We start from the raw sequence: 12,750 nt of genomic DNA on the forward strand, positions 1-12,750 counted from the left end.
TTTTCGTATGTATGGCGGACCGGACGGGACTCGAACCCGCGACCTCCGGCGTGACAGGCCGGCATTCTAACCAACTGAACTACCGGTCCGCGCTGTCATGGCAAGGGAACGCACTTAACGAAGTGGTGGGTGGTACAGGAGTCGAACCTGTGACCTACGCCTTGTAAGGGCGCCGCTCTACCAACTGAGCTAACCACCCTCGCCATGGGCTGCGCATTCTACCGAAATCCGAACCGGTGTCAAACACTTTTGGGGAATTATTGATAAAAAAGCCAAGATATTGATTGTTGGGCATTTTTTGATCATTTTGCGGCCCGCGATTGGCCTTTTCCAGCCCCTTATAAACCGCCTTTCCCCAGCGATGTATTCCCCGTTCAAGATTTGGCGCCGAATTTTGATGCAGTTCGTTAGAAGTTAGGTCGTTGGGGGGTTAGAATGCTTGTTTGTCACCACCGATAACAACTTGAGTGATATCGCCTTTGAACGCGTGCCAGCTGAAACACGGTTTTCGATTCCTCTGGCTGGGTCTGTGGCTGGTCTGGTCGCCAGCGGTCTGGGCTCAGGAGGAGGCCGCGTGGCCGGCCGCGCTGTTGTGGGCGGTGATCGGGTTGCTGCTGGTGTTTCAGACGCTGCTGATCATCGGGCTGCAGCGCAGCCGGCTGAACAACAAGCGGGCGCGCAATGCCCTGCGCCAGAACAAGGTGGAGCTTGAGGCCCGCATCGCTGAGCGCACCGAGAGCCTGAATCAGACCAATCAACAGTTGCAGGACGAAGTCGCCCACCACCAGGCCACCGAGATTCTGTTGCGGGAAACCCAGGACTACCTCCACAGCATCATCAATGCGATGCCGTCGGTGCTGATCGGTGTCACCCCTGACGGAACCGTGACCCACTGGAACAGCGCGGCGGAACTGGAAACCGGCCTGAATCCGGAGCAGGCGCTGGGGCGACCACTGACCGAGGTGTACCCTGCCCTGCCCATTTCCATGGAAACGATCACCCGCACCATCGAAAGCGGCGTGCCCTTCGTGAATGAAAACATTCAGGAGGGCCAGGGCAGCAACGCGCGCTATACGGACCTGAGCATCTACCCGCTGATCGCGGTTCAGGCGATCGGAGCGGTCATCCGGCTGGATGACATCACCATGCGCGTGCGCATTGAAAACATGATGATCCAGAACGAAAAAATGATGTCGCTTGGCGAGCTGGCCGCTGGTATGGCGCACGAAATCAACAACCCCCTGAGCACCGTACTGCACGGCGTACAGAACATTCAGCGGCGCACCTCGCTTGAGCTTCAGCAGAACCACAAAGTGGCCCGGGAGCTGGGGGTCGAGCTGGAACAGCTTCACCAGTATCTGAACAAGCGCCGGGTATTCCACTTTCTGGAGGATATCCGCGAGGCCGGCGAGCGATCCATGCACATTGTCAGCAACATGCTGGAGTTCTCCCGCGGCAATAACCGGGCTCATGAGCAGTTCGACCTGGTGCGCATCGTCCAACACACGCTGGAGTTGAGCGATAACACCCTCAACCTGCAAAGCAGCCAGGGGCATCGGCGCCCGGACATCATTACCGAGCTGGCTCCGGACCTGCCACCGGTGGTGGGCTCCGCGGCGGAAATCCAGCAGGTGATTCTGAATTTGCTGCGCAATGCCGTGCAGGCGTTCCAGAGTGATGAGTGCGACGAGGCACAGGGCACAGCGCCGGTCATTCACCTGCGCGCCTACCTCGAACGCGGCGCTGCGGTTCTGCAGATTGAGGACAACGGGCCGGGCATGTCCGAGGATGTGCGCCGCCACATTTTTGAACCCTTTTTCACCACCAAAGAGGTCGGTCAGGGCACGGGGCTTGGATTGTCGGTCTCCTACTTCATCATCACCGAGCACCACTCGGGCACCATTGAAGTGGACTCGATGCCCGAGGAGGGGACCTGCTTTACCATTCGCCTGCCCCTGGCCGACCGCACCGAACATCATCGTTCATCTCACTCGCTTTCTTCGGGGTCTTCCTTATGATTCGAACACGTCCAACCCGGTCACCCGCGCACACCACTGGCCGATCCGTGATTCCCGCTTTGTTGGCAGCACTTGCCCTGTTTCTTACCGCCTGCGCCGGACCCAAAGTGGTACCGCCTTCCGAGGCCGAGCGCAACGAGATGGCCCGCGCGCTCCTGACGGAAGCAATCTACACCGAAGGGCTACTGTCCGAGTGCGCCGCAGTGAGCCCGGAGTTGAAGATATACGCCCAGGACTTGCGCACCATCTGGATGGAGACCCATGGCGACCTGCTCGCCGGCGCCGACACTCAATTGAACCGGGAGCTGGCAGGTGAAACCCGCGACTATGCCGGCCATGCCCTGGCGCTGTCGGCGGTGCGATTCCGGCACGAGCATCGGGGCCGGGCGGTGCAGGAGCTGCGACTGAACGAGCGCAGCGCCAACAACCAGCGAATTGTCTGCGAGCGCCGCCTGGATGAGCTGGAGCCGACGCTGACCGAACGCCCTTACCTGACGCCCGACTCCGAGCGGGACATTCTGGTGCGGGACGCCCTGGTGGCGGATGCCGAACGGCCGGTCGCCCTGAGTGAGGTGCCCACCCTAGCCCTTGAAATCCCTCGCAATCTCGCCCCCGGGCGCAGCTACCGGGAAATCGAGCGGCGCATGGCGAACACCTGTCCGAACGCCGAACTGGTGGTGATCGCCAATGAGTGGCCCCATGAAGCCTATGGCATCTACTGCGGTCAGCAGAGCCAGAGCTTTATCGTCTGTGATTGGGGTGAGTGCCAAGCGCCCTGAAAAACCGCTCCTGAACTGATACAATCCGCCCTTTTTCCGGGGCGGATGCCCCCGCCTTTCACACAGACCCGACGTTATGGCCATTCATCAAGTATTCCCCGATCAGTACGACGCCCAACTGAACCAGAAAGTGGCGCGACTGAAAGAGGATTTTGCGCGCTTCAACCTGCCCGAGATTGACGTATTCAGCTCCCCGGAAAAGCACTACCGGCTGCGGGCCGAGTTCAAGATGTGGCAGGACGATGGCCAGGTGAACTACGCCATGTATCAGCCGGGGGAATACAAAAAACCGTTTTTGATCGATGACTTTCCCGTCGCCTCCGAACAGATCAATCGGTTGATGCCCGAACTGCTGGCCGCCATCAATGCCGACCCCATACTGCGGCTGAAGCTGTTTCAGGTGGAGTTTCTGACCACCCTGTCCGGTGAAGCCCTGATCACCCTGCTCTACCACAAGCGTCTGGATGAAGCCTGGGAAGAGGCCGCCCGGGCCCTGAAAAAACAGCTGGGCGTGGACCTGATTGGTCGAAGCCGGAAACAGAAAGTGGTGATGGACCGGGACTTTGTGGTTGAGCGCCTGCAGGTGGCCGATAAGGTTTTCCAGTATCAACAGGTAGAAACCGGATTCACCCAGCCAAATGGTCGCGTCTGCGAAAAAATGCTGACCTGGGCCGTGGAGCACAGCCGGTCTTTCGGTGGTGATCTGCTGGAGCTGTACTGTGGGAATGGCAATTTCACGCTGCCACTGGCCCAGAACTTCCGCCACGTTCTGGCCACCGAGCTGGCCAAAAGTTCGCTGGCCTCCGCCGAGTACAATCAGCGCCTGAACGGTGTGGACAATGTCACCCTGGTGCGGATGTCCAGCGAGGATTTTGCCCAGGCGCTGGACAAGGTCCGGCCGTTTCGCCGGTTGCGCCACGTGGATCTGGACAGCTACGGGTTCAGCACCATTTTTGTCGATCCGCCCCGGGCGGGGCTTGACCCACACACCACCCGCATTACCCAACGGTTCGACAATATTCTGTATGTGTCGTGCAACCCGGATACGTTAAAGCACAACCTGGACACCATGACCCAGACCCATCGTATCGAACATTTTGCGGTGTTTGATCAGTTCCCTTACACCCATCACCTGGAGTGCGGGGTGGTACTGCGCAAGCGATGATTGAAACGGTGAATCAATCAGAAGTTGCGGCCGCGGATGCGTTTGGCGGCGTCCACCACCGCTTTCTCGTGGAACTGTTCCTGAGTCGTGCGCTCCCGGTCATAACGGAATTTTTCTTTTTTGCTGAGCGCTTTCCAGGCATCCAGGAACGGGATGTGCTCGGTCGCTCCTTTCAGCTCGTAAAAGGCTGAGAATTCGTCCCGCACTTCATCCTCTACCCCCAGGCTGTCCAGCAATACACTGATCCGGATGCTCGCTTCGGTCAGGGTAATATCGTCGGACCCGACAGCGTGGGCGATAACCTGAATGCTTTTGTTGATGCGTTCACGCTGGGCGTCGCTCTCGGCCTGCAGTGCCGATTCCTGGGCTTTGCGGGCCTGGTTCAGCTTGTGCACCTTGTATTGCAGAATGCCGGCCACAACGGCCAAAGCGACAATAATGACGGCTCCGACAATGCTCAGAATGATCCAGGTACTGCTCATGGTTTGATCCTTTCAGTCAACTATCAATTCAGACAATTCAGATTTACGATCGGCGGCTCGACGCGTCCGCACAGGCTCAATTCGTGGCTTTTTCGTCTTCCCGCTCGGCCCCATCCTCCAGCGCCTCATCGGCGTCCATTGGCTCATCAACGTCCAATAGAGTCTCGGACTCATCCGCCTCTTCCAGCTTGTCCCGAGCGATGCTCTTTTTGGTTTTGGCGCCCAACCGGCGAATGTTGTCGACCCGACGCAACAGGTTTCCTTTACCCGTCGCCAGGCGTTTACGCGCGGTATCGAACGCCTCCTGGGTCTTACCGATGTGATTGCCCACGGTATCCAGCGCATCCAACAGCAGCACAAACTGATCGTGCAGAGCCCCGGCATCCCTGGCAATGCGTTCGGCATTCTTGTTCTGCTTTTCGTACCGCCAGATGTTTTCGACGGTGCGTAGAATGGCCAGCAATGTGGTCGGGCTGGCCAGAATGATGTGTTTGTCGTAGGCGTCACTGTACAGTTTCGGGTCCTGCTGAAGCGCGAGCATGAAGGCGGCTTCGATCGGGACAAAGATGAACACGAAATCCAGCGCCCGAACACCGTCGAGCTGCTCGTAGTCTTTTACGCTCAAGCCACGGATATGGTTGCGTAGTGACTGAATGTGTTGCCCGAGAAATCGGTCGCGCTCGTCCTGATCATCGCTGTTGCAATATTTCTCATAATCCACCAGCGAAACCTTGGCATCGATGATGATGTCCTTGTTCTCCGGTAAGCGCACGATGACATCCGGCGTGCGGCGCCCGCCATCCGCACTCGCGTAGCTGACCTGGGTTTCATACTCCCGGCCTTTCTGCAGCCCGGACTGTTCCAGCAGCCGCTCCAACACCACCTCGCCCCAATTGCCCTGGGACTTGGTATTGCCTTTGAGCGCCTGGGTCAGGTTGACGGCATCCTCACCAATTTTCAATGCCTGACGGTGCAACTGCTCAATGTGGCCGGCGAGTTTGTTGCGCTCAGCGTTTTCTTTTTCGTACACGTCCTCCACTTTGCGGCGGAAGTCCGTGAGCTGGGTTTTCAGCGGATCGATGGCGGTTTCCAGCAGGGATTTACTGCTGTGGGAGAACTGCTGTTGCTTACTTTCAAAAATCCGGTTGGCCAGATTTTCGAATTCACTGGTCAGTTGCTTTTTGGCATCCTGCAAGAGGACCAACTGGGCTTCAAACTGCTCCCGTTCCTGCCCGAGCCGGGTTTCCAGCTCGGTCGCCTGCCGTCGTGCCTCGGCAAGCGCCTGGTCCCGTTGGCGCAACTCCCGCTGGGCCTCTCCCAGGTACTCGAGCTTCTCCCGGGCGGCGGCCAGCTCCTGCTGAGCCGTGTTCAGGCGCTGTCGGGTTTGCTCATGCTGATGCTGACTTTCCTGCCACTGCTGGCGTAACTCGTCTTCGCGCCGGCGCAGATCCAGACACTGCCGCTCCAGGCGGTCGCGCTCGTGGCGATGATCGGCCTGCTCCAGCGCCCAGTCACTGTGCGCCTGCTGAAGGGTCTGCTCCAACTCCCGGGTGCGGGCCGCCACGGCTTCCTTGAGTCGCCAGTGGTAGAACAGCACGGTCAGTATCAGGCCGCTCAGCAGGCCACCCGCGGCGGCCATCAGTAAAGTCACATTGGTCAGAGGCAAAGATCGTTCCCGTTATCTGGTCGGTTCCCTTGTGCAGAACCGGGGGGCAAAATACAATCGTCGCGGCGATTCTACCAAGCCTGACCGGCCCTGCCCACGACACATTCGCCGCGGTTGGCGACACCGTGAGCCCATCGGCAGGAACAATAGTCACTCCAGGAGCACAAGAACGACTGTGAAGCCAATGACCACGGACCTGTACAATGCCCGCTGATCCCCCCCCTCGCCTGTTGGTATTCGACTCCGGGGTGGGCGGCCTGAGTATTATGGCGGACATTCAGCGACTGCTTCCGCACTGCTCGGTGAGCTATGCGTCGGATAATGCCGCCTTTCCCTACGGTACGAAAAGCGAAGAGGTCCTCGTTGCGCGGGTCGATCGGGTCCTGCACCGGCTGATCGAGCACAGCCGCCCCGATGTAGTGGTCGTGGCCTGCAACAGTGCCAGCACCCTGGCCCTGCCGCACATCCGGGCGCACTTTCGCGAGCCGATCGTGGGCGTGGTCCCCGCGATCAAGCCCGCTGCCCATCAATCGCGCTCCAGAGTCATAGGCTTGCTCGCCACTCCGGGGACGGTTGCCCGCTCCTATACACGGGACCTGATCCAGCAATTTGCCGCCGACTGCACGGTCATTTCGTTGGGAAGCTCCGAGCTGGTCCGGCTGGCCGAGGCGCACCTGCGCGGACAGACGCCTTCCCTGGCACAGCTTCAGGACCTGCTGTCACCCATGCTGAGCCATCCGCGCGCTCCGGAAATGGATACTCTGGTGCTTGCCTGCACGCATTTTCCGCTCCTGAAGCAGGAGTTGCAGGCCGTTGTCGGACCCGAGGTCGCACTGATTGATTCCGGGGAGGCGATCGCCCGCCGAGTGGCCTACTGGTTGACCGAGCTCGGTCGCAGGAAGTCAGCCAGTGAAAGCCCGGTTCACCAAGCACTTTTTACCGCCGATGGCCCCGAGGTCGAGCGGCTCGGGCCGGCACTGGCCGAGTTCGGCATCAACGATATTCAGGTGGTCGCCGTACCCAATAACTGACGACCATCAATGGCGCTTCTGCGCTTCGAGCAACCCCACCATGAGCTGCTCCACCGGCACCGGGTAACTGAAGTAATAGCCCTGACCAAAGTGACAACCACACTCGCGCAGAAAGGCCCACTGCGGCTCAGTCTCCACCCCTTCGACCACCACCCGATAGTTCAGACTGTTGGCCATGGCGACGATCAGGGTGGTAATGGCCCGGTCCTCGTCATCGGCCGGCAAATGCTGGACAAAGCTGCGATCCACTTTAAGACAGGTGACGGGCAGGCGTTTCAGATAGCTCAGGGAGGAGTAGCCGGTACCAAAGTCATCAATTGCCAGCCCCACACCCAACGTGCGCAGTGCATGCAGATGTGCCAATGCGACTTGGGTGTCCGCCATCAAAGTACTCTCGGTCACCTCCAGCACCAATTGTTCCGGCTCCACCCCAGTGTCTCTTACCACTGCTTTGAAGTCCGATACAAAGTCCCGGTCACTGAGCTGCCTCGCTGACACGTTGATCGACACTTTTACGTGTTTGAACTGAGCCTTGTAGAGATTTTTGGCCTGCTGGCAGGCGGCACGCAGGACCCACTGTCCGATGGGCACGATCAGGCCGCTGTCCTCCGCTGCGGGAATAAATTCATCCGGCGGCACCAGGCCGCGCTCCGGGTGATTCCAACGCAGCAACGCCTCGATACCGACCACCCTTCCGGTCTGCATATCGAGTTGGGTCTGGTAATAGAGCTCAAACTCGTGGTTCTGCAACGCCAGGCGCAATTCGCGCTCCAGGCGCAAACGCTGCTCTACTTCCCGGTTCATATCCGGCGTGTAGAAGCGATACACATTGCGTCCGTGGTATTTTGCCTGATACATCGCCAAGTCGGCATTGCGCATCAACAATTCTAGATCCCGACTGTCATCCGGCGCGAGCGTAATGCCAATACTGGTTCCTACCACCACTTCCTGGGCGTTCAGCCGGATCGGATATCCCAGGGCGTCGATGATCTTTTCCGCCACCACCGACGCATAGCGGGGCTCGGAGACATTGCGCAATAATATTGCAAACTCGTCTCCGCCCAAACGAGCCACCGAGTCCTCCTCTCTCAGGCAGGCCCGCAGGCGCTGGGAGACACTCACCAACAAACGGTCACCGGCCTCATGACCGAGACTGTCGTTGATGTCTTTGAAGTGATCCAGGTCGAGATACAACAACGCAAGATTCTGATCTTCACGCCGAATCGCGTACAGTGCGGTACGCAACTGCTCCTTGAACAGGAGCCGATTCTCCAAGCCCGTGAGCTGGTCGTAATAGGCCAGCCGTTCCATATCCTGAATGCTGTTATTCAGTCCGCGAAACAGCTCGTTGATTTTTTCCAGCATGCGGTTCATGCCCCGGGCCAACTGACTGATTTCATCGTTGCCCGACTCCGGCAGGCGGATCGACCAATTGTCGGCACCAATGCGCTCGGTCATATCCGCCAGTTTCAGAATCCGTCGCGTTACCAACCACTTCAACCCGTAATACATCCCCAACGACAGGAACAACAACATTCCCGCAATATTCTGGTAAATCGTCATCATGGTTTCCGCATGCCGGGACTCCAGCATCGACTCGGGGTAGTGCAGCCCGATATACCAGTCGAGTTCGGGTAGTGGTTGGTAACTGATACGCTGTATATCCCCCCGTAACTCGTGGTTATAGACTCCGCCGGGCGGCCACTGTCCCGACCGGGACCGGTCGATGAACTCACGCATGCCCGGGCTCAACTCGGCCCGTTGGTTGAACACCTCATAATCGCCGCGCTGCTGGGCCGGTGCACTGAGCGACTGATCGCCGTGCAGGATCAGTTCGCCATCGGCACTGAAAATAAACCCGTTGAGGGATTCGAAGTCCGACTCCAACTGATTGATCTGACTGAACAGGAACGACATATCCAGGTCCGCCCCTACCACACCTTCAAACTGACCATTGACGTAAAGCGGCACCAGTAACGACGTGGTCCAGACTTGAGGGTAGTAGTCAAAATAAATAGGGGTCCAGCGTGGTTTCCCCAGGGGATTTTCAACGGGAGCGGCAAGCGTGTAGAAAATTTCCTGGGTCACATCGTGGGCAGGTAAGTGCCCGGATACCAGCGAGGCAGGCCAGATGCGACTGACCCGGTCCTTGGTGATCAGATAAAAGGCATTGAATTGAGTCTTCAACAGAGGCTCGATATTCAACCAGGTACCGTTGGTGTGGTACACCAGTCGGCGCATATCGTCGGTGATCGGAGAGTCCCGGTGAATGAATAGGCCGGACTCCCCCAGGTACTCCCGTACCGCGCCATCGGGGTCGCGCTGAAACCCAAAGTCCAGAGGCACGGTATCCCCGGCAGTGCGGATCAGTGAATCGGCCAGAGCATCACGAGTGGCCACCAGCAGATTCTGGCGACGGGCAAACTCCTGAGTCAGGCGATCCCGGTAACGTTCGCCCAGCATTTGAAGGCGCTCGTCGTACCCCTGTTGCAGACGGCGCGACTCCTCTGCTCCCTGCCACAAACCGATCAAAACCCCACTGATCGCTGCGAACAAGACCACGATCGCCAACAGTTTGGTGTTGATCGATGTCATCAACGGCATCTGTATTCCCCTGAATGGCGGCCCCGCTCAATGGTGACCCCGTAAAAGCTCCGTGGGCACCGCCTGCCTTCGTTTTTCTGACAGCTCCTTCAAGACTAGCACAGAATTTGGCGCATCATTCGTTCAATGGAACAAGCGCCCCTGAAGCCTCGCGCCGGTCATGCTATTCTTCGCGCATTGCCCCAACGACCGAAAACCCCGGAGCACCATGGCAACCTCCCTATTCGATCTCGGCCCCCTGCTACCCGCCCTGAACGCCGGTGAACCCATCATCACTGCTAACGATCGCCTGCGGCGCCACCTGCTGAAGGCCTGGAGCCACTATCAGCGCGAGCAGGGAAAAAAGGCCTGGGCCGCCCCACGAGTATGGCCTCTCAACCGGTGGCTGGATGAGCAGTGGCAGACACTGGTGAGCCGGGGCTACCCCGGTTGCGACCGGGCACTGGCCAGCCGCCACCAACGCCAATGGGTCTGGGAGCAAGTGATCGGTCAGTCGGATGAAGCCCAAACCCTTCTGCAGGCGGACCCCTTGGCCCAGCAGGCCGACTCGGCGCTGCGCGCACTCACGCTGTGGGAGGTGGCGCCCGATACGCTCCGGCAGGATCCTTATCTGAACGGCAATAGCCGCAGCTTCCTGCGCTGGGCCGAGCACTTTGAGCAGCGATTGGCGAGTCGTCGATTGATGACACCGGAAGCCGGCCAGCAGATTGTCGCCCAGGCCTATGAAACCGGTGCCCTGAAGCCCGAGCCCCGCCTCTGGCTACTCGGTTTTGACGACCTGCCTCCCCTGCATCAGCGGATTCTGGAAGCCGCGGCGCTCGAACGCGTCGCGCTCTCCCCCAAAGGCACCCGCGACAACCACCTACATCGCGTCGCGGCCCCGGATGCGGACACCGAGCTGCGCGCCGCCGCCCTGTGGAGCCTGCGCCAACTACAAGCATCAGCGGAGGCGGTCATCGGTATTATCGTACCGGACCTGGGCCAGAGACGGGATCAGGTGGAGCGGATCTTCGCCGAGGTTTTCGAGCCCACCGTTCCTCTGCCGGGTACGCCCCGTTACACCCTGCCATTCAACTTCTCCGCCGGGGTACCGCTGGGCGCGACGCCACTGATTCACGCCGCCTTGAGCCTGCTCGGCCTACTGCGGGATCAGTGGCCGCTGAGCGAGGTGTGCCAACTGCTTCAGAACTCGTTTTGGGGGGAGCCGGATGCGGAGGCCGTACTACGCGCGCAGTGGGTCACTCGGCTGCGGGAGCAGGGCAAATTTGAACTCACCGGCAGTGACCTGCGCTTTCATGGCCAGGTGATCACCGATTGGCTGAGTGAGGCGCAAGCAAGCCCTGCGCTTCCGCCCGACACCACCGCACAGGCACCGACGCTGAACCGGCGTCTGCAGCTACTCGACGAGCAGCGACGACGCATGCCCCGATCCACCAGCGCGCGCCAGTGGGCCCAGCTTTTCCGGCAGCAACTGGACACCCTGGGTTGGCCCGGCCCGCGCCGGTTGGACAGTCAGGAGTTCCAGCAACTGGGGCTTTGGCATGAGCTGCTGGAAACCTTCGCCGCTCTGGAGGCCACCGGCGCCGACCTGAGTCTGACTCAGGCCCTGAGCCAACTGAACCAGTTGGCCCAACAGACCCCGTTTCAGGCCCAGACACCGGACTCTCCCATTCAGATTCTCGGGGCCCTGGAGGGTGCCGGACTGCGCTTCAGCCACTGCTGGGTACTGGGCCTGCATCAGCGCCAGTGGCCCCCGGTGCCCGCCCCCAACCCCCTGCTGCCGCTCGAACTGCAGCGGGACCGACAGATGCCCCACGCCAGCGCCGAGCGGGAACTGCACTTTGCCCGCAGCCTGACCGACCACTACCGGCAATGCGCCGAACAGGTGGTATTCAGCGCACCCCACAGCGACGATCAGGGCGACCTGTCACCCAGCCCGCTGATTCGCGCCCTGCCGGAGACCCCACTGGCCGAACTGGTCCCGGAGCCCATCAGTGCCCGACAGGCCTTCGAGGCCATTCTGGAGGAAGCCCGAGAACTCACACCGGTACACAGCGCCAAGGGACCCGGCATCACCGCCGGCAGCAAAGCGCCCGGCGGCAGTTCGCTTTTCAAGCATCAGGCAGCCTGCCCGTTCAACGCCTTCGCCCAACTGCGTCTGGGGGCCCAGCTCCCGGATGCGCCGGTACTGGGCCTCTCCGCCGCCGAGCGCGGTACGGTGTTGCACGGCGTGCTGGCCACCGTGTGGAAAACCCTGAGGGACTCCTCGCAACTGCACGCCATTGAAGAGGAGGCGCTGAACGACCTCATCAGTCGCACCTGTGAACAGACCCTGGCGCCGATCCGTCAGCGGCGACCGAGGGAACTGGGGCCGGAGTATTGTGCCCTGGAGCAGGAACGATTGAGCCGGATGGTACAGCGCTGGTTGATGCTGGAAAAACAACGCCCGCCCTTCCGCGTCGTGGCCACCGAGCAACGCCGGCTGATTGAATTCAATGGCCTGAACCTGACGCTTTTTATCGACCGCATCGACGAGCTGGAAAACGGCGAGCGACTGTTGATTGATTACAAAACCGGCGCCGACCTCAATGCCAATCAGTGGCAGGGCCCGCGCCCCGACGAACCCCAGCTGCCGCTGTATGCGGTCACCGAGGAAGACCCGGTCAGCGGTATCGCCTTTGCGCAGTTGAACCCGAAAGCGCTGCAGTGGATTGGCCTCGGAGCCCTGAGTACGCCCCCACCCGGCGTCAAGCCCAGCGAGGATTGGGACGCTCAGCGGGCCGAGTGGCGCGAGGTACTGAGCGACCTGGCCCGGACCTTCATGGCCGGCGATGCCCGGGTGGATTTCAAGGACGCCAAGGCGCAGCGGTACAGCGGGCAATTGGTACCGTTAAACCGGGTGTTGGAAGCCGATACCGTCGCGCGGTTTATTTTGTAAACCAAAGCAACGGAGGATGCGGCCGGGTTCGGTTACGGCGGATGCGGGTCATACCGCTGCGCTCGGC

Annotated in this window: 8 protein-coding genes and 2 tRNA genes; 5 read left to right on the forward strand and 5 right to left on the reverse strand. The window is 60.1% G+C overall.

The window, feature by feature from the left end; genetic code table 11:
* Positions 1-12 precede the first annotated feature (12 nt).
* Together B3520_RS03585 and B3520_RS03590 are read right to left on the reverse strand one after the other, a co-directional pair.
* Positions 13-89, reverse strand: a tRNA-Asp gene (locus B3520_RS03585).
* Between the two features lie 34 nt (positions 90-123).
* Positions 124-199 (reverse strand) — tRNA-Val (locus tag B3520_RS03590).
* Between the two features lie 280 nt (positions 200-479).
* Here B3520_RS03590 and B3520_RS03595 point away from each other — a divergent pair.
* The 3 genes from B3520_RS03595 (at position 480) to trmA (ending at position 3,962) form a co-directional block, all read left to right on the forward strand.
* Complete coding sequence (locus B3520_RS03595; RefSeq protein ID WP_286804357.1) at positions 480-2,018, forward strand: two-component system sensor histidine kinase NtrB; 1,539 nt, start codon at positions 480-482, stop codon at positions 2,016-2,018.
* Between the two features lie 59 nt (positions 2,019-2,077).
* Positions 2,078-2,797 (forward strand): hypothetical protein, encoded by a 720-nt coding sequence (locus B3520_RS03600; protein WP_286875433.1) that lies wholly within the window; start codon positions 2,078-2,080, stop codon positions 2,795-2,797.
* A 76-nt stretch (positions 2,798-2,873) separates the two neighbouring features.
* Entirely contained in the window at positions 2,874-3,962 is a 1,089-nt protein-coding gene (gene trmA, locus B3520_RS03605; RefSeq protein WP_286804359.1) for a tRNA (uridine(54)-C5)-methyltransferase TrmA, read from the forward strand.
* 17 nt (positions 3,963-3,979) lie between these two features.
* On the opposite strand, the gene B3520_RS03610 is transcribed toward trmA, so the two are convergent.
* Both B3520_RS03610 and rmuC read right to left on the reverse strand, forming a co-directional pair.
* Positions 3,980-4,444, reverse strand: a complete 465-nt coding sequence (locus B3520_RS03610) for a DUF2489 domain-containing protein (RefSeq protein WP_286804360.1) — start codon at positions 4,442-4,444, stop codon at positions 3,980-3,982.
* A 76-nt stretch (positions 4,445-4,520) separates the two neighbouring features.
* On the reverse strand, positions 4,521-6,110 hold the full coding sequence (rmuC, locus tag B3520_RS03615; protein WP_286804361.1) for a DNA recombination protein RmuC: 1,590 nt from the start codon (positions 6,108-6,110) through the stop codon (positions 4,521-4,523).
* 203 nt (positions 6,111-6,313) lie between these two features.
* Between rmuC and murI the strand changes: the two genes are divergently transcribed.
* A complete protein-coding gene (gene murI, locus B3520_RS03620) occupies positions 6,314-7,141 on the forward strand; it encodes a glutamate racemase (protein WP_286804362.1) in 828 nt (275 codons plus the stop codon).
* Positions 7,142-7,147: 6 nt separating this feature from the next.
* On the opposite strand, the gene B3520_RS03625 is transcribed toward murI, so the two are convergent.
* Positions 7,148-9,745 carry a bifunctional diguanylate cyclase/phosphodiesterase gene (locus B3520_RS03625; RefSeq protein WP_286804363.1) on the reverse strand — a complete coding sequence of 866 codons (2,598 nt, stop codon included), beginning with the start codon at positions 9,743-9,745 and terminating at the stop codon, positions 7,148-7,150.
* A 208-nt stretch (positions 9,746-9,953) separates the two neighbouring features.
* Here B3520_RS03625 and B3520_RS03630 point away from each other — a divergent pair, with 208 nt between their 5' ends.
* Positions 9,954-12,683 (forward strand): PD-(D/E)XK nuclease family protein, encoded by a 2,730-nt coding sequence (locus tag B3520_RS03630; RefSeq protein WP_286804364.1) that lies wholly within the window; start codon positions 9,954-9,956, stop codon positions 12,681-12,683.
* Positions 12,684-12,750 lie beyond the last annotated feature (67 nt).

The sequence above is a fragment of the Marinimicrobium sp. UBA4509 genome, assembly GCF_002388575.1.
Classification (GTDB): Bacteria; Pseudomonadota; Gammaproteobacteria; order Pseudomonadales; family Cellvibrionaceae; genus Marinimicrobium; species Marinimicrobium koreense.